The organism is Microbacterium trichothecenolyticum (assembly GCF_000956465.1).
GTDB lineage: Bacteria > Actinomycetota > Actinomycetes > Actinomycetales > Microbacteriaceae > Microbacterium > Microbacterium trichothecenolyticum.
In genome coordinates, this window is record NZ_JYJA01000025.1 from 51,089 (window position 1) to 68,831 (window position 17,743).

Consider the following 17,743-nt stretch of genomic DNA (forward strand, 5'->3'; position numbering starts at 1 on the left):
CTCACTCCTTCAGGAAACGTTTTCTCAGAATAGCATGCGACATCCGGTCGGCGTCCGTCAGCGCCGCTGGGCCGCAAGCGGAAGCGGCGTCAGTGGGATGCCTCGCGCTGCCAGGTGATGCACACCTTGAAGTTCGCCTGCACCGCCGTGGAGGCGATCACCGCGCCGAGGTCCGCCGACATCTCGATTCCGAACTCGACGGTGACTTCGCTCGGCGGGTGCGGACCCGAGCGGATCGCCTCGAGGACGGCCGTCGCGGCAGGCTGCACCCGCTGCACCACGGTTTCGAACGACTCGGTCGCCTGGGTGACCACCGCCTCCGAGACGCGGCCGCGCAAGACCGGCCCGTCAGCGTCCCGGCCGCTGTCCGGTCCGCCCGCAGCGATGACCACCGACCCGCCGTCGCCGAGCGGGAACTCCACCAGGTTCGTGCCCATGCCTGCCCTCCCTACTGATTCAGAGTGACGAAGGCCCCGAACTCGCCGCTGTTGTTCGCCAGGTCGGTGTCGTTGATGCCGAGCAGCAGGCCGCCCTGGGCCGGGCACGGATAGGTCGTTCCGGCCCCGACGGCGAAGATCTCCGGCGTCGTGTCCAGCTTTCCGATGACCGACCCCGTGCCGGCGTCGGCGAGGACCCGCGTCTCGGGCCGCTCGTCGCCGGGAAGGCCTTCCGGGCCGATCTGCGAATCGGCCGTCTCGTCGAGCCATCCGCGTCCGCTCACCTCGATCACGAATTCGTCGCCGAGCGTGCAGTACAGGCCGACGTCCACCCAGTCCACGTCGAGGGGGACCGCGAGCTCGGCGGTGCTTCCCTGGTCGCCGGACCCGCCGCGGTCGGCGCCGAAAAGATCGAGCCCGAGCGCGGCCGCGGCCGCCGCCGCCCCGATCGCGAGCACGGCCACCGCCCCCGCGATCGCCCATCTCCTCCGCCTCTTCGAGCGCGCAGAACGTGCCCCGGCGCCGGCCTCCCCGTCGGCGGGCTCGGCCGTGGCCTCCGCCGCGGTCCGCTCGGGTGCGGCGAGCAGCCGCTGATCGGTCGTGTCGCCCCCCGCGGGCACGCGGGGCTGCGCGGCCTGGTCCGCCGGCACCGGCTCCAGGTCGAACAGGTGGGCATCGCCACGCAGATAGAGCACCGGCGTGACCCACTCGAGAGTGCCGCGGCCCGCGCCGAGGATGCCGATCCGGCCGCTGCGCACGGCCTCGTCGATCCCGCGGTTGTGGGCCAGTGCCGTGTAGAAGCCCCGCGAGAAGGCGAGCGCGGCGGTGTCGCTGATCGAGAACTGCATCGCGGCGACGGCGTGGATGCCGCTGTGCGCGAGCGCGGCGGCGGTGCCCGAGAACAGATCGGTGGGTCCGCCCGCGCCTGACTGGCACGAGTTCAGCACCACCAGGCGCGGCGTCGGCTCGGCCTCATCCAGCAGATCCGCGAGCGCCGATGCCGTGACGTGGTCCGCCCGCCCGTCGCGACCCACGAAGGCGAGCACCCCCTCGTCGGTCGCGGTGTCGTACGCGCCATGGCCGATGAAGTGCAGCACGTGCCACACTCCCGCGAGCAGCTTCGCGTGCAGCCCGTCCCACGTGAGGTCGTCCAGCCAGCTGAGCTCGACGCGCCCGTCGGCGGTGTGCGGTCCGAGTGCCTCCTCGAGCCGCGCGCGCTCCAGCTCCACATCCAGCATCGGGAGGCCGCGCGGCGACGAGATCATGCCCAGCACTCGCAGAGGCGGTGTGATCCGAAGGACCGGGGTGTGCGCGGCGGGCACGTTCCGAACGAGCGGCTCTTTGCGACACAGATAGCGCTCGGTGTCGGCGTCATAGAGCGCCTCCCACGGCAGCGCGGCCAATCCCGGCGCGGTCAGCCGCAGTGCGACCTGCACGCTCAGGCCGCGCTCCGACGCGACGGCGATGCTGGTCCGGTAGGCGGTGCCCACGCTTCCCGTGAAGGCCGATTCGAACAGCCGCCGTCCGACGTCCTGAAGCACCGCCTCGGCGTCCGACATCACCCGGCGGGCCGACACCGCCGACGCCAGGACGCTCGCCTCGAGCAGCGGCCGGCGATCCACGAGCTCGTCGAGGTCGAGGCGGAAGGGTTCGCTCGGCTCGCCCCCGCCGACCGAGCGCAGCACGCGCGTGACGTACGAGCCCGGCTCGGGTCCGGGCCCGATCTCCAGCTCCATGACGGCGGGGTCCATTTGCGAACATTGTCCCGCTGCTCCTGCACGCGCGACAGTGGTCGGGGACGCCACCGGGTGCGATCAGCCGCGGGCGGGTCCGGTCGTGCCGCGGACGGTCAGCTCGGGAAGGACGGTCAGCGGATGCCCCGGCTCGGCGCCCTCGAGCAGCTCGCGCATGCGCGCCCAGGCCTGCCCGCCGATCTCCGTCGCGGGCACGGCCGCCGTCGTCAGCGGGGGAGTCGTGTACCGGGCGAACGGGATGTCGTCGAACCCCACGATCGAGAGGTCCTCGGGCACGCGGCATCCGTTCTCCTGCACGGCGCTCAGAAGGCCCATCGCGACGAGGTCGTTGAAGGCGAGGGCGGCGGTGGCCTCGGACTCCAGTACCGCGGCGCTCGCGGCTGCACCCGCCTCGAAGTCGACGCCGCAGGGGATCTCGGTGACCTGGGTGTCGGGGTGCTCGGCGACGAACGACGCGATCGCCTCGAGCCGCGCGGTGTTGGCGACGCTGCCCGGCGCGCCGGCGAGGAAGACGATGCGCCGATGCCCGAGCCCGTGGAGGTGCGTGAGCTCGGCCGCGAGGGCGGTGCGGTAGTCCGCGCGCACGTGGGGAACGTCGCCCGCGGCGCGATTGATGAGCACCACCGGCCGCAGCCCGCCCACGAGCCTGTCGAGCTCGTCCTGCGGCAGGCGCGGCGCGCACAGGATGACGCCGTCGGTGCGCCGCCGGGTCGCGCCGGCCAGCACCCGCTCCGCTTCGACCGACTCCGCCGAATCGGCGACGAGCACGTGGTAGTCGTCGGCCGCGGCGGCGTGGCTGAGCCCCCGCAGGATGGCCTGGAACGTCGGGTTGCCGAGGTCCGGCACGACCACCGCGACGGTCTGCGTGCGCCCCAGTACGAGGCTGCGCGCGACGGGGCTCGCGGTGTAGTCGAGCTCCGCGGCGGCAGCCTTCACCCGTTCGGCCAGCGCCGGATCCACGGTGGGGTTGCCGTTGAGGGCGCGGGACACCGTCGACAGCGACACCCCCGCGCGGGCGGCGACGTCGGCGATGGTGACGCGCGTCGAGCGATCGGCGCGGGGCGGTCGAGGCATCCGTGTCTCCCTGGGTCTCGGCGCGCTCAGCCTACCCGGAAACGTTTCCTCACCCGGCCATATATGGCCGCCCGGCGGTGACCTCCCCGCGTGTCAGGTGCGCGGCGGCGTGCTGCCGCGCACGATCACCTCGAGCGGGAGCTGCGGCTCGGCCGCATCCCATTCCGGGTCGGTGGCGGCATGCAGGGCGCGGTAGCCCAGATCCTCCAGGGGCACGCGCACCGTTGTCAGGCCCGGACGGATGTCGCGGCCCGTGGCGATGTCGTCGAAGCCGGCGACGGCGATGTCCGTGCCGACCTGGCGTCCGGCGTCGCGCACGGCCGACATGATGCCGATCGCGACGACGTCGCTGATGCCGAAGATCAGGGTGCCCGCGGGCACGTCGCCTTCGAGCAGCTCCGACGTGGCGGCGTAGCCGGCGTCGCGCGTGAACCCCGTGCGCCGCACCTCGCGGACGCTCCCGCCCGCGGCCGTGAAGCCCTCGGTGAAGCCTTCGAGGCGGTCATCGGACGTGCGGATGCCCTCGGATGCCGCGACCACGATCGCCTCGCGATAGCCCAGCTTCGCGAGCTCGGTGCCCAGTGCCGCGGAGCCGCCACGGTTGTCGACCGCGACCGAACGGGCCGTACCGCCGCCGGGACCGACGACGACGACGCGGCCGCCCATGCTCGCGAACGCCTCGAGCTCGCCCTGAAGCCCGGCGGCATCGGGACCTTCGACGCGGGAGGCCGCGAGGATCAGGCCGCGCGGTCGTTGTCCGCGGAGGGCCCGCACGAGTTTGACCTCGCGCTGCGGATCGCGCTCGGTGATCGCGATCGTGACGACGAGGCCGGCCTCGTCGGCGCCGCGCGCGACGCCGGAGGCGAGTTGGCCGAAGTAGGGGTCGGCGATGTCGGCGACCAGCAGCGCGACGATGGCGGAGGTGCCTCGCGCGGTGGCCTGGGCGGAGAGATTGGCCGTGTAGCCGAGCTTCTCGGCGGCGGTCTCGACGCGTTCGCGGTAGCTCTCGGCCACCTTTCGCGTCGAGCCGTTGAGCACCCGTGACGCGGTCGCGAGCGAGACCCCGGCCTCGCGCGCGACATCGTGAAGGGTGGCGGCGCCTCGGGTAGGCGCGATGATGTCGCTCACAGGCCAGAGTCTAGAGCCTGTGTCCGGTTGCGGCGATAGATTGGCAAGCGATTTCCCTCAGCTTTTTCCCCAGTTGAGGCGCGACATGCTCCGCCCCGCCCCGCAGCAGTCCGCCGCCCCCGCCGATGCGCGTCTCGCCGGGCGCGCAACGACGAAGCGCCCGCGGGGACGCCGGTGGATCGGCGTGCCCCGCGAGCGCTTCTGAGCTTGCGGCGGCGGTCGTCAGCTCGCGACGCGGGTGCGCAGGTGAGGTGAGACGGATGCTGCGAACCCGGCGGCCGTGCGCTGCACGGCGATGAGCGGGTCGGTGGCCCAGATCTCCTCGTTGAAGATCTCGACCTCGATGTCGCGGTCGTAGCCGGTCGCCTCGACGGCATCGGTCAGCGACGCGAAGTCGATGACGCCGTCGCCCGGGTAGTGGCGGCTGAGCAGCGGGTCCGCCGCGAGCGGCGTCTTCCAGTCGCACACCTGGTACGTCGCGATGCGGCCCTCGCGGCCCGCGCGCTCGATCGACGACAGCACGTCCGGGTCCCACCAGATGTGGAAGGTGTCGACGGTGGCGCCGACGACGGCGGCGTCGAAGTCCGCGGCGATGTCGAGCGCCTGTCCGAGCGTCGAGACGACGCAGCGGTCGGAGGCGTACATCGGATGCAGCGGCTCGAGGGCGAGCGTGACGCCCGCGGCCGCAGCATCCGGTGCCAGCTCGCCGATGGCGTCGCGCACCCGCTCGCGCGCGCCCACGAGGTCGCGCGAGCCCTCCGGCAGCCCCCCGGCGACGAGCACGAGGATGGCGGTCGACCCCTCAGCGCCCGCGGCTGCCAGAGTGGCCGCCTCTTCGATCGCGACGCGGTTGTCGTCGACCGACGCGCGGCGCGCGGGACCCTCGGGCATCGTGAAGAACCCCGAGCGGCAGTGCGTCGTGAAGCGCAGGCCCGAATCGGTGAGCATCGAGGCCGCGGTCCGGAGGCCGACCTCCTGCACGGGCTCGCGCCACAGGCCGATCGCCCGCACGCCCGCCTCGGCGGTCACGCGCAGCGCGGTCGCGAGGTCGGCGTGCTTGATGGTGGCCTGGTTGATCGACAGGCGGGGGTCGGGGGCGTTCATGCGCGGCCCTCCTTCAGGCGTGCTCCGAGCGTGGCCGCCGACGCGCCAGCAGGCGACCACACTCGGAAGGCGGAGGAGGTGCCCGCGGTCACGCGATCACCCCGGGGACATCGATGCCGTTGTGGCGGAGCATGCCGTGCCAGCGGATCGCCGCGAGCTCGGGACGCTCGAGAGCGAGCGACGAGTTCGCGAGCTCGACGATGCGCGACAGGTGCGGAAGGCTCCGCGCCGAATGCAGTCCGCCGACCATCTGGAACGCCGGCTGGTGGCCGTTCAGCCACGACAGGAAGGCGACGCCGGTCTTGTAGTAGAACGTCGGCGCGGCGAACACCTGGCGGCTGAGCTCCTCGGTAGGGCCGAGGATCTCGAGGTACCGCGCGGGGTCGCCGGCGTCGAGCGCCTGGATCGCGGCGGACGCGACCGGCGTGATCGCCGCGAACGCGCCGAGGAGGGCGTCGGAGTGCTGACGCGGGCTCTCGGGGTTGCGCTCCGGCTGCGTCGCGTCGGGTACGTCCTGGCCGCCGATGAGGCCGACGTAGTTGAAGTCGTCGCCGGTGAACATGCGCACGCCCTCGGGCAGACGCTCGCGCACCGACACCTCGGATGCGGCGTCGAGCAGGCTCATCTTGACGCCCGCGACCTTGTCGACGTTCTCCCCGATGATCTCGAGGAGGACCGCCGACGCCTCGCGCCATGCGGGCGAGCCGAAGTAGCCCTCCAGCACCGGGTCGAACGCCGTGCCCAGCCAGTGGAGGACGACCGGCACGGTCGCCGACTGCAGCACCTCGCGGTAGACGCGGCGGTAGTCGTCGGCCGACTCCGCGACGCGCGCCAGGTGGCGCGACGCCATGAGGACGGGGCCGGCGCCCTGCTCCTCGGTGAAGTGGAGCTGCTCCTTGTAGGCGTCGATGACCTCCTGCAGGGAGATGCGCTCGGCCTCGACGTGATCGGTGTTGACCCCGACCACGACCGAGCCGCCCTCCTCGCGGGCGACCTCGGCCGACCGCGCGATGAGGTCGCGCGTCGCGGCGGCGTCCAGGCCCATGTTGCGCTGGGCGGTGTCCATGGCGTCAGCGACGCCGAGGCCCCACGAGTACACGGCGCGGCGGAAGTCCAGCGTCGCGTCCCAGTCGACCTCGGCCGGCTGGCCCGGCGTGTTGTCGGCCCACGTCTTCGGCACGACGTGCGCGGCGGCGTACGCCACGCGGCTCTGGAGCGGGCCCTCGGGCCTGGTGTAGCCCGGGGATTCGTTCAACTCGACGGCGGAGAGGGCCCCGGCGTCGGAGAGAAGGGTGAGCTTCGGCATCCGTCGTCCGATCAGTCCAGCGACAGCGTGGGCAGCTCGACCTTGCGACCCTCGCGGCTCGACTGCAGGCCGGCCTCGGCGAGCAGCACGCCGCGCGCGCCCGACAGCAGGTCGAACTCGTACTCGGTGCCCAGGGCGTACGAGACGAGGAACTCCTCCCACTGCTGGCGGAAGCCGTTCTGGAACACGTCGTTCGTGGGAACCTCGGCCCAGTCGGCGTCGTAGTCGTGGTCGTCGGCCAGGTCGGGGTTCCAGACCGGCTTCGGCGTGGCGTTGCGGTGCTGGATCTTCGCGCCGAACAGGCCCACGACGGCCGAGCCGTGCGTGCCGTCGACGTGGAACTCGACGAGCTCGTCGCGGTTCACGCGCACGGTCCACGACGAGTTGATCTGCGCGACGATGTCGCCCTCGAGCTCGAAGATGCCGTACGCGGCGTCCTCGGCGGTGGCGGTGTAGTGCTCGCCGTTCTCGTCCCAGCGGTCGGCGATGTGCACGGCCGCCTGCGCGTAGACGGTCTTGACCTCGCCGAACAGGTTCTCGAGCACGTAGTTCCAGTGCGGGAACATGTCGACGATGATGCCGCCGCCGTCCTCGGCGCGGTAGTTCCACGACGGGCGCTGGGCGGGCTGCCAGTCGCCCTCGAAGACCCAGTAGCCGAACTCGCCGCGCACCGAGAGGATGCGGCCGAAGAAGCCCGAGTCGATGAGGCGCTTGAGCTTCTGCAGGCCCGGGAGGTACAGCTTGTCGTGCACCACGCCGGTCTTGACGCCGGCCTCCTGCGCGAGCTTCGCGAGCTCGAGGGCCTCGTCGACCGTCTCGGCGGTGGGCTTCTCGGTGTAGATCGTCTTGCCGGCGGCGATCGCCTTGCGCAGCGCCGACGCGCGGGCCTTCGTGACGAGGAAGTCGGCGTAGATCTCCCAGCGCGGGTCGGCGAGGGCGGCGTCGAGGTCGGTCGTGTAGTCCTCGATGCCGTGCTTGGCGGCGAGCTCGGCGAGCTTGGCCTCGCTGCGGCCGACGAGGAGCGGCTTCACCGTGACCTTCGTGCCGTCGGGCAGCTCGATTCCGCCCTGCTCGCGGATCGCGAGGATCGAGCGCACCAGGTGCTGGCGGTACCCCATGCGGCCCGAGACGCCGTTCATGATGATGCCGATCTCACGCACGGTGGGACGGACGGATGCCTCGGCCGAAGCCGGGGCGAGAGTCGTGTCAGTCATGGGGTCCTGCTTTCTGCTCTGAAGGCTGTGGGTACCCGGCTCCGGCGTCGGGACCAGGAGCGGGTAAACGCTTTCCAATAGTGTGACACGGGATCGGGTGCGGCGCAAGCGCTTTCCCAGCAGCATCCGACCACCGTCTGGTCAGGCGCGCAAGAGCACACACCCGTGAGGCTCGAGCGAGACCCGCACGACCGAGCTGCCGGGTGCGACGCCGCGCGCGTCATCGGACTGCTCGTGCACGGCTTCGACCGGAATCGTCCCAGCCCCTTCATATGCTGCCGAGGCGTCGTGCGGAGCCTCTGACCGTGTGGGCGCAGTCGCGCTCCACACGTCCACGACGACCGCCGGCTCGGGACCGAGCCCGAGGGAGCGGGTGTCGAAGGGCACCTCGCGCGCCTCGTCGGCGGTGTTGAAGACGGCGACCCAGCGCCTATCGCCGCGTTCGGCGGTCCAGATCACGAGGTCTCGCTCGCGCATCAGCTCGCGGTTGCCGTGAGAGTCGCGCAGGATCTCGAGCACGTCGTCGTTCTGGAAGAGCGCGATCGTCTCTGGCGCGCTCGTCGGCAGATCGCCGCCGATCATGAGCGGGGATCGCGCCATGACCCACAGCGTGACGAGCGTCCGACGCTCGGCGAGCGTGAGCGCGCCCTCGCGCGGCTCCCCGCGCTCGGCGCGGATGCCGATGCGGCCGAGCGGCAGCATGTCGGCGTCGGGCCAGCCCTCGGGGCCGGCGAGCGGCGCCCAGCGGGCCAGTCGCGCGAAGTTCGCCTCGACGTCCTCCCACCGGTCCCACAGATCGTCGCAGATGCGCCACATCGTGGCGTGCGCGCGAAGATGCTCGAGGTGGGCGGTCGACAGGTCGCGGCCGGGCGACAGCGACAGTGCGATCTCGCGCGGCACGGCCTCGATCGCGGTCGAGAGGGCCTCGATCTCGGCGGCCTGGTACGGCCACAGCATGTCGTCCGCCTTGATGAAGTCGACGCCCCACTGCGCGTACTGCTCGGCGAGGGAGCGGTAGTAGGCCGCCGCGCCCGGCCCGCGGTGGTCGAGACCGAGGTAGTGCGGATTCCACTCGCAGACGTTCGCGGGATCTGCGATGCCCGCCGCTGTCGCCTCGGCGCCCCGCACGGGCAGGTCGCGATCGACCGCGATCCGCGGGATGCCGCGCATGATGTGGATGCCGAACTTCAGTCCCAGCTCGTGGATGCGCTGGGCGAGCGGCCCGAAGCCGGCACCGCCGGACGCCGAGGGGAAGCGCACCGGGTCCGGCTGGACGCGCCCGAACTCGTCGATCACCAGCGGCGCGGACTCGTTGTAGCCGTGCGACCGGGCGGTGGGATCGGCCCAGTCGATGTCGACGACGACCGTGTCCCACCCGTGGGGGAGCAGGTGCTCGGCCATGAACTCGGCATTGGCGAGCACTTCGGCCTCGGTCACGGTGGTGCCGTAGGAGTCCCAGCTGTTCCAGCCCATCGGCGGGGCGGCGGTCTTTCGCAGCGTCATCGCCGTCTCGTCTTCCTGTCGTGACTCTTCAGCGGATCTCGCGCCAGAGGGCGCGCTGGTCGATGCGGGCGTCGTCGAGCTCGCACAGCCCGTCGGCGGACGCCGCGAGGCGGGCCGCGGCGTCCTCCGGCAGATGCACGCCTGTGTCGCGCCGCAGCGGAAGGATGTGCAGCTCGACGCTCGCGCCGGGCCCGACGCCGATGTCACGGAGGTTCGCGACGAGCTCGGAGCCGTCCCAGAACCGGTCGGTCGCGGTCACGCCGTCTACGCGCAGCTGCGCGACGTCGCCCGCCCATCGCACGCGGAGCACGGCATCGTCATCGAGCCCCTCGGGAACCTCGAGCCGGTACACCCCCGCGTGGGCGTCGACCACGGCGTCGTCGGGCGCCGCCTGCCGGCCGTCGCGCGAGCCGTAGTCCCCGGACGGCGACGTCGCCTCGCGGATGAGGCTGACGGGGACGGCCCCCACGCCCCTTCCGCGCGGCGCCGGCGCGTCGAGCGGAGCCTCCGGCTGCGGGGGCCCAGACGGGCCGCGCGGAGCATCTGGGCGCGTGGGTTCGGCTGCGGCCGCGGCGCCGTCCACATGCTCCCACTCGGGCGTGTGCCAGGCGCCGTCGACGTACTCCCGCACGTCGGGCACCGCGGCGTTCGTGCGCACCGACACCCGGCCCGCGCCATCCCACGTCAGCTCGCCCGATCCGACGAAGAGGCGTCGGCCCCCCGCCGCGGCGTCGACGACCCACGCCCGCGGAGCATCCGTGGAAGGGAGCACGAGCACGTCGAGCGCGGCACCTTCCGCCTCGTCGATCCGCACCGCCGCGGCGCCCGGCGTGACGGTGCCGGCGACGCCGTCGTGCGCGACCTCGACGGGGATGCCCGCGTCCTCGATGAGGACGAGCGTCGGCGGGGTGCTCGCCGACCCCGGCAGCACGGTGACCGCGGACGCCGTCGCCCAGTCGATCGTGACGCCGCCGACCTCGAGCCCGAGCGGCCAGCGCGCGAGGGTGCCGGGCGGGATGTCGACCGGTGCGCTCGGCAGCTCGAGGGTGCCGTGGCGCGTGCCGACGCGGAGGCGTGCGCCGCGATACATCGGCAGCGGCACGTGCGGCTGGTGCTGGCCGATGAAGACGAACCCCGAGCCTTCCTCGGCGCGCACCGCCCAGCGCAGGGTCTCGGCGTCGTCGACGCCCGACGGTCGCACATCTGGCAGGTACGACGCCATCGGTGCGAGCCGCTCGCCGAACGCCTCGATGAACGCGTGCTGCAGGCGCAGGGCCGCGTGGCTCGGCGCCATGCGGCCGGACTCGCCGATGGGCGCGTGGAAATCGTAGCTCAGCCGCGTCATGTCGTTGGGGTAACCCGTGGCCTGCGTCTCTTCGAGGCCCGGCCCGGGGTTCGTGCCGCCGGCGTACATGTAGTAGCCCTGCCACGCCGATCCGCTGCCGAGCTTGGCGTGCGCGACCGCGGCGATGTCGAGCGCGTCGGGGCGCGGGCGGCGGTGGTAGGCCGTGGCCATGCCTCCGCCGAGTTCGCACGTCGCGGCGGGGAACCACGGCGACAGCTCGGCGCGGTGACCGGCCTCCTCGCCGCGCACGTCCGCGCCGATGCCGGGGTCGTCCCAGGTGTCGGAGAAGAAGAAGTGCGTGCGGAAGGTCGGGTCCCACGGCTCGCCGGGGTCGACCCAGAAGCCGTCGCCGTACCCGCCCCACAGCGGCAGCACCTCGGGGTCGGGAAGATCCGCGCCGCCCCATGCCGTCGCGGTCCACAGCGGAGCGGACAACCCTGCCTCCCGCGCCAGGCGCTTGAGGCTGACGAGGTGGCCGGGCTGGTCGTACAGCTCGTTGTCGAGCTGGATGCCCAGCACGTTCTCGGGGTTGCAGCGGCCGTCGAGCGCGGACGCAAGACGGGCGAACCATTCCGCGACCAGCTCGAGATACGCGGGGTCGTCGGTGCGATGCTTCACGGGCATCTGCTGAACCCAGTCGGGGAACCCGCCGTTGCGCATCTCGCCGTGAGCCCACGGCCCGATCCGCAGGATGATCTCGAGGCCCTCCGCGCGCACCGCGTCGACGAATGCCGCGACGTCGTAGCGCCCGTCGAAGCGGGTCTCGCCGCGTACCGGCTCGTGGTGCAGCCAGAACACGTAGGTCGACACGACCGAGATGCCGCCGGAGCGCATCAGCCGCAGCCGCTCGGTCCACCGCTCGCGCGGCACGCGCGTGTAGTGCAGCTCGCCCGACACCGGCAGCCACGGTCGCCCGTCCCGCAGGAGCGCGCGGGTCGTGAGGGCGAGTCCGCGGCGCACGTCCTCCGTGTTGGCCATGGCAGGGAGGAGCGCTTCGCGGGGCGCTCCCGTGGCGTCGGCTTGCAGCATCCGCGTGTCCGTTCAGTGGGTCAGGTCAGGAAAGGAGGGAATGCGAGGAGCGCACGAGAGAATGCCGGCCGAGGGTCCTCCGCCGGTCACATCTCCTCCGCCCGTCGCGGTTCACGCGAGCCGGATCGCCGTCCACGACACGGCCGGCAGCGCCAATGACAGCAGTTCGCCGTCGACGGATGCCTCGGCCTCGCGTACGCCGACACGCTCGCGGTCTTCGAGCGTGTTGGCCGCGTACAAATCGTCTTCGTGCAGCAGGTGCGACTCGACGACCGCGACCTCGCGGCCGAGCGCCCGCACCAGCGGAGCGAGATCGACACGCAGGTTTGCGGCATCCGTCGTCGAACGGTTCACGACGAACAGCGACACGCCCTCGTCGTCGATCGTGGCGACGGCGTTCACGGTCTCGACCTCGCCGAGCTTCTCGCTCGTGAAGGTGCTTGCCGACACCGGCACGCGCACGGCGCGGCCGTGGGCGAGGCGAGAGGTGATCGAGAAGGGGAAGAACGTGGTCTGCCGCCATGCCGGCCCACCCGGCTCGGTCATGATCGGCGCGATCACGTTGACGAGCTGCGCGAGCGACGCCGAGCGCACGCGGTCGGCGTGCTGCAGCAGCGTGATCATGAGGTCGCCGAACACCACGGCGTCGAGGGCGTGGTACTTGTCTTCGAGCAGTCGCGGCGCGACCGGCCAGGCGCCGCCCTTGAACTCGTGGCCCGACTCGCTGCCGTCGGCGTTGTGGAGGTACCAGACGTTCCACTCGTCGAACGAGATCATGATGCGCTTGTCGCTCTTCTTGGTCGCCGCGACAGTGTCGGCGATCGCCGCCACCGACTCGATGAAGCGCGCCATGTCGACGCCCGACGCGAGGAACTCCTGCGCGTTGCCGTCGTGCTCCTGGTAGTAGGAGTGGCACGAGATGAACTCGACGTCGTCGAACGTGTGCTCGAGCACGGTGCGCTCCCACGAGCCGAACGTCGGCATGCCGCGACCCGACGACCCGCAGGCCACGAGCTCGACACCCGGGTCGATCATCCGCATGGCCTTCGCGGTGCGCGACGCGAGCTTGCCGTAGTCCTCCGCATTGAGGTGCCCGACCTGCCACGGGCCGTCCATCTCGTTGCCGAGGCACCACATCTTCACGCCGAAAGGCGTGTCGCGGCCGTTCTCGGCGCGCTGGTCGGTCCAGGCGGTCTGGGTGTCGGCGTTGGCGTACTCGAGCAGGTCGAGCGCCTCCTGCGTTCCGCGGGTGCCGAGGTTGACGGCGAGCATGAGCTCGCTCCCCACGCGGTCGAGCCACGTCTGGAACTCGTGCAGCCCGACCTCGTTGGTCTCGGTCGAGTGCCACGCGAGGTCGAGACGGCGCGGGCGCTCGGCGACCGGGCCGACGCCGTCCTCCCATCGGTAGCCGGACACGAAGTTGCCGCCGGGGTAGCGGATCGTCGAGACGCCCAGCTCCTTCACGAGCTCGATGACGTCGGTGCGGAAGCCGTCGGCGTCGGCGGACGGATGCCCCGGCTCGAAGATGCCGTCGTAGATGTGGCGGCCGAGGTGCTCGACGAAGCCGCCGAAGAGGCGGCGGTCGATGTCGGCGATCTCGTAGTGCGGATCGAGCCGCGCGGTGGCGTCGGTCATGGGAAGTCCTCTCGGGTGGGAGAAGCGGATGCCGCGGCACGAGCCTCGTGCCGCGGCATCCGTCTCCGTCATTCGGTCCGGCGTCAGCCGAGGATGGCGTCCGCCTCGGCGAAGAACTGCGTCACGGCGTCGTCGACCGAGAGCACGCCGAGGCCGATCGACTTGCCGGCGTCCCAGAAGGCCTGCTCGAGCGAGCCGTAGCCGACGACCGGCACCGGCGGGGCGTCGCCGATGCGGTCTGCGGCCGACTCGATGTAGTCGGCGACCTGCTTGTCGGCGCCCTCGAGGGTCGTGCCCTCGAGCTTCGACGACGACGCGGGGAAGCCGAGCGTGGTGCCGAAGATCTCGCCGGCCTCGGGGCTGTTGACCACGAAGTCGAGGAAGAGGGCCGCGGCCTCGGGGTGCTCGGTGTTCGCTGCGATCGCGACCTGGAGACCGGCCTGACGGTACAGGTCCTTCGAGCCCTCCTTGGCGGTGGGCGGGGCCACGAGCGAGATCGAGGACGCGCCCGAGTCGGCGAGGTAGCCGCCGAGGAAGTTGCTCCAGCTCATCTCGCTCGCCGTGATGGCGGCGCCGAAGCCGGACTTCGGAGAGAGCTCCTCGAGCTTCTGCTGCGGCACGGTGACGCCGTCGCGGATCTCGGCGCCGGACTCCCAGAACTCGCGCAGATCGTCCTCGGTGAACCCGAGCTCGCCGTCTTCGGTGTAGAGGTTGCCTCCATTCGCGCGCAGCTGCAGCTCGAAGACCTGGATGCGCTGTGTGTAGTCGGTGCCGCCGTACACGGCGCCGCCGGTGGCGTCGGTGACCGAGGCCATCCAGTCGTCGAAGTCGGCGAAGCGCGTGCCGCCCTCGGGCGCCTCGACCCCGGCCTGAGCCACGAGGTCGTCGTTCACGAAGTTCGCCCACAGGCTGTAGCCGGTCGGAAGCGAGTACTGCACGCCGTCCAGAGCACCCGTGCCGAGCAGCGACTCCTCGAACGTGGTGGTGTCGATGTAGTCCGACACGTCGGCGAGGTCGAGCAGGTTGCCCGACTCCGCGTACTGGCGGAGGTAGCTGTCGGAGAACTGGAAGACGTCCGGGAGCCCGCCGCCGGCCGCCTCGGTCTGGCGCTTCTCCCAGAAGCTCGGGAAGTCGGTGAACGACGTGTTGATCGTGATGTTCGGGTACTCCTCGTTGAACGCCGCGATCAGGTCGTTGTAACGGCTCGCGCGGTCGTCGTTGCCCCAGAAGGCGAAGTCGAGGGTGACCTTCTCGTCGGGGTCGAACGCGGCGGCGTCGTCCGAGGCGCCGCCGGAGCAGCCCGAGAGGACGAGTGCGGCGCCTGCGGTCAGGGCGGCGGCCGCGAGCAGGGTGCGGGGTGCAGGCATGGAGATGCTCCAGTCTTCTGTTCTGATGGGGGTCAGGAGTCGGCGACGGCGGCGCGTCCGGAGTGCGCGGCGGTCCCCGCGGTGTCGACGGGAGCCGACACGAACGCGACTCCCTGGCTGTCGAGCACGACGCGCTCGACGGCGACGCCGGTCTCGGCATCCGTCCCGTCGATCGTGATCTCGACGCGCGCGTCGCCGTGGTTGATGAGGGTGACCAGTTCGCCGCGGCGCGCGGCCTCGACGCCTGCGGGCAGGTCGGCCACGACGGGACGGACACCGGATGCCTCGACCACGGCTGCGACGATCGCGTCGATCGCGTCGGCACCGGGCTGGGTCGCGGTGTACCAGGCCTCGCCCGAGCCGAAGCGGTGGCGGGTGAGCGCCGGCGAGCCGGATTGCAGGCCCGAGGAGAACCTGGCGACCGCCGTCGCGCCGGTGGCGTGCACCGCCTCGGCGACCAGGCGTCCGGACAGCTCCGCCCCGTCGAAGTCGAACGCGACCGCGCCACGGCCGGCGGCGTCGCGCGCGGCCTGGACGGCGTCGGCACTGAGGGCTCCGACGCCCGCGCCGCCGGAGGACTGGCCCGCGAGGGCGCCGAAGTCCTCGAAGCGCAGGCCCAGCACCGGGCCGAGCTGCGTCAGGAAGCCGCCGTCGCGGAAGTGGTCGTGCGCGTCGACGATGTCGGTGAACGGACCGGTGAGGAGCGTTCCGCCGTCGTCGACGAAGCGCGCGAGCGCCGACGCGCCCTCGTCGCGCAGCAGGTACAGCGCCGGCGCGACCACGAGGGCGTAGCCGTGGTCGACCTCCTCGGGCCCCACGATGTCGACCTGGATGTTCCGCCCGTGGAAGGCGCCGTACCACTCGAGCACGAGTGCGAGGTAGTCGATCTCGGTGGGGTGGTCGCGTTCTTCGACGGCCCACCAGTTCTCCCAGTCGAACACCAGCGCCACCTGCGCGTCGCGGCCTGGCGCCGGGAGCTCGGGCAGCGCCGTCAGGCGCGCGCCGAGCTCGGTCACCGCGTCCCAGGTGCGGGTGTCGGTGCCGGCGTGGGGGAGCATCGCCGAGTGGAACTTCTCGCTGCCGGCGCGGGACTGCCGCCACTGGAAGAACATGATGCCGTCGGCACCGCGTGCGACCGACTGCGCCGTCTCGGCGACCAGGGCCCCCGGGCGCTTGCCGGGGTTCGCGGGACGCCAGTTGACGGCATCCGTCGCCTGCTCCCAGAGCAGCCACGGCACGCCGGGCTTGAGCGAGCGGACGAGATCGCGCTGGAACGCGGCGTCGCGCACGCGGTTCGGGTTGGCGGGGTCGGGGTAGCAGTCGTCGGCGATGACGTCCATGTGCGGCGCCCACTTGCGGTAGTCCGCGGGCTTGAACGGACCCATGAAGTTCGTCGTGATCGGCTGCGTCGCGCCGGCTTCGAGGAGGATCTCGCGCTCCATCAGGTAGCACTCGAGCAGCATGTCGCTCGTGAACCGGCGCCAGTCGAGCATCGAGGACGGGTTGTGGCTGTAGGGGGCGAGGCGCGGTGGGAAGATCTCGTCGAACGAGCCGTAGCGCTGCGACCAGAAGCTCGTGCCCCAGGCGTCGTTGAGCGCGTCGACGGTGGCGTACCGCTTCTGGAGCCAATCGCGGTAAGCGTCGCGCGCAGCATCCGAGTAGTCCATCCAGAGGTGGCAGCCGAACTCGTTGCCGACGTGCCACATCACCACGGCGGGATGGTGCGCGTAGCGCTCGGCCAGCCGGCGCACGAGCTCGCCGGCCAGTCGCCGGTAGACGGGCGACGACGGGGCGAAGTGCTGGCGGCTGCCCGGCCAGTACGACGCGCCGGACTCGTTCGCCGGAAGCGTCTCGGGGTACGTCCTGCTCACCCACGGCGGGGGAGAGGCGGTCGCTGTCGCGAGATTGACGGCGATGCCGCCGACGTGGAGCTTGTCGATCACCGTGTCGAGCCACGCGAAGTCCCACACCCCTTCGGCGGGCTGGATGCGCGACCACGCGAAGATGCCGAGGCTGACGATGTTGACGCCGGCCTCGCGCATGAGGCGGACGTCGTCGTCCCACACCTCCTCGGGCCACTGGTCGGGGTTGTAATCGGCGCCGTACAGCACGTCGAGCAGCTCCTTCTGGCTGGTGTTGCTTCGAGAGGGGGGTGGGTTCAGCGGCGGCCGCGTCGCGCCGGGAGGGCGACGACCGCGAAGGCGGCGCAGCCGAGCCCTGCGACGATGAGCGGCACGAGCATCCACGTCATGACGCCGACCAGCACCGCAGCGGCCGCGAGGTACAGTGCGGCGATCGGATCGGCGGCGAGGGACGACGGGATGCTGCGCACCGCCGCGCGCCAGCCGGCCTCGGGTGTCCACGCACCCGCGGCGACGAGCAGCGCCACCGCGCCCACGACGAGCCCGGCCCAGCCGACGATCGAGATGAATGCCCCTCCGGGGAGGACCCCGGAGTTGGCGAGGTAGATGTCGAGCGTCAGCACGAACGTCAGGAGCACCGCGGCGAGGCCGACGACCAGACCGCCGGGCAGCGCCCGACGCCAGTCCTGCCAGAAAGTCTTGACGTGCGACTGCTCCGCGTTCACGTAGCGACGCAGATGACGGATGCCGGCGGCCAGCGCCGCGGGCAGTGTCACGACGAGCAGGCCTGCCGCGGTGACCAGCAGCCCCGTCAGCAGCACCTCCCCGAAGAGGGCGAAGGCTCCCTTGGCGCCCGGGTAGCGGGCCGGGGCCCGCTCGTCCAGGGTCGGCCCGGCGCCGGACGCGTCGGCGCGACGTGCGGCGCGGAGTTCTCGGCGGTCCATGGGATGTCCTCGTCCTTGTCGTTGCGGTGAGCCTCGGCGGG

Annotated in this window: 13 protein-coding genes; all 13 read right to left on the reverse strand. The window is 71.8% G+C overall.

Translation table 11 applies throughout. The features are described from left to right. Positions 1 to 89: 89 nt before the first annotated feature. The 13 genes from RS82_RS03675 to RS82_RS03735 all read right to left on the reverse strand — a co-directional run bounded on the left by RS82_RS03675 (position 90) and on the right by RS82_RS03735 (position 17,702). Positions 90 to 437, reverse strand: a complete 348-nt coding sequence (locus RS82_RS03675) for a CU044_2847 family protein (RefSeq protein WP_045296992.1) — start codon at positions 435 to 437, stop codon at positions 90 to 92. An 11-nt stretch (positions 438 to 448) separates the two neighbouring features. Continuing rightward, the gene (locus RS82_RS20585; protein WP_052676676.1) at positions 449 to 2,188 is read right to left on the reverse strand and encodes a CHAT domain-containing protein; all 1,740 of its coding nucleotides are present in this window, start codon (positions 2,186 to 2,188) and stop codon (positions 449 to 451) included. A gap of 63 nt (positions 2,189 to 2,251) precedes the next feature. Further along, the gene (locus tag RS82_RS03685; RefSeq protein WP_045296993.1) at positions 2,252 to 3,265 is read right to left on the reverse strand and encodes a LacI family DNA-binding transcriptional regulator; all 1,014 of its coding nucleotides are present in this window, start codon (positions 3,263 to 3,265) and stop codon (positions 2,252 to 2,254) included. 93 nt (positions 3,266 to 3,358) lie between these two features. Further along, positions 3,359 to 4,393 (reverse strand): LacI family DNA-binding transcriptional regulator, encoded by a 1,035-nt coding sequence (locus RS82_RS03690; protein ID WP_045296994.1) that lies wholly within the window; start codon positions 4,391 to 4,393, stop codon positions 3,359 to 3,361. Positions 4,394 to 4,615: 222 nt separating this feature from the next. Beyond that, positions 4,616 to 5,497: a sugar phosphate isomerase/epimerase family protein gene (locus RS82_RS03695; protein ID WP_045296995.1), complete on the reverse strand. Its 882-nt coding sequence runs from the start codon at positions 5,495 to 5,497 to the stop codon at positions 4,616 to 4,618. A gap of 88 nt (positions 5,498 to 5,585) precedes the next feature. Continuing rightward, on the reverse strand, positions 5,586 to 6,803 hold the full coding sequence (locus RS82_RS03700) for a dihydrodipicolinate synthase family protein (RefSeq protein WP_045296997.1): 1,218 nt from the start codon (positions 6,801 to 6,803) through the stop codon (positions 5,586 to 5,588). An 11-nt stretch (positions 6,804 to 6,814) separates the two neighbouring features. Continuing rightward, a complete protein-coding gene (locus tag RS82_RS03705) occupies positions 6,815 to 8,017 on the reverse strand; it encodes a Gfo/Idh/MocA family protein (protein ID WP_211255849.1) in 1,203 nt (400 codons plus the stop codon). Between the two features lie 141 nt (positions 8,018 to 8,158). Continuing rightward, complete coding sequence (locus RS82_RS03710; RefSeq protein WP_045296998.1) at positions 8,159 to 9,520, reverse strand: alpha-galactosidase; 1,362 nt, start codon at positions 9,518 to 9,520, stop codon at positions 8,159 to 8,161. Between the two features lie 28 nt (positions 9,521 to 9,548). After that, positions 9,549 to 11,843, reverse strand: coding sequence for a beta-galactosidase (locus RS82_RS03715; protein WP_157005354.1), 2,295 nt, complete (start codon positions 11,841 to 11,843; stop codon positions 9,549 to 9,551). A 162-nt stretch (positions 11,844 to 12,005) separates the two neighbouring features. Beyond that, a complete protein-coding gene (gene arfA, locus RS82_RS03720; RefSeq protein WP_045297001.1) occupies positions 12,006 to 13,529 on the reverse strand; it encodes an arabinosylfuranosidase ArfA in 1,524 nt (507 codons plus the stop codon). Positions 13,530 to 13,612: 83 nt separating this feature from the next. Beyond that, a complete protein-coding gene (locus tag RS82_RS03725) occupies positions 13,613 to 14,896 on the reverse strand; it encodes an ABC transporter substrate-binding protein (protein WP_045297003.1) in 1,284 nt (427 codons plus the stop codon). Positions 14,897 to 14,928: 32 nt separating this feature from the next. Beyond that, positions 14,929 to 17,007 carry a beta-galactosidase gene (locus RS82_RS03730; protein ID WP_052676677.1) on the reverse strand — a complete coding sequence of 693 codons (2,079 nt, stop codon included), beginning with the start codon at positions 17,005 to 17,007 and terminating at the stop codon, positions 14,929 to 14,931. 47 nt (positions 17,008 to 17,054) lie between these two features. Then, positions 17,055 to 17,702, reverse strand: a complete 648-nt coding sequence (locus tag RS82_RS03735; protein ID WP_052676678.1) for a DUF624 domain-containing protein — start codon at positions 17,700 to 17,702, stop codon at positions 17,055 to 17,057. Positions 17,703 to 17,743 lie beyond the last annotated feature (41 nt).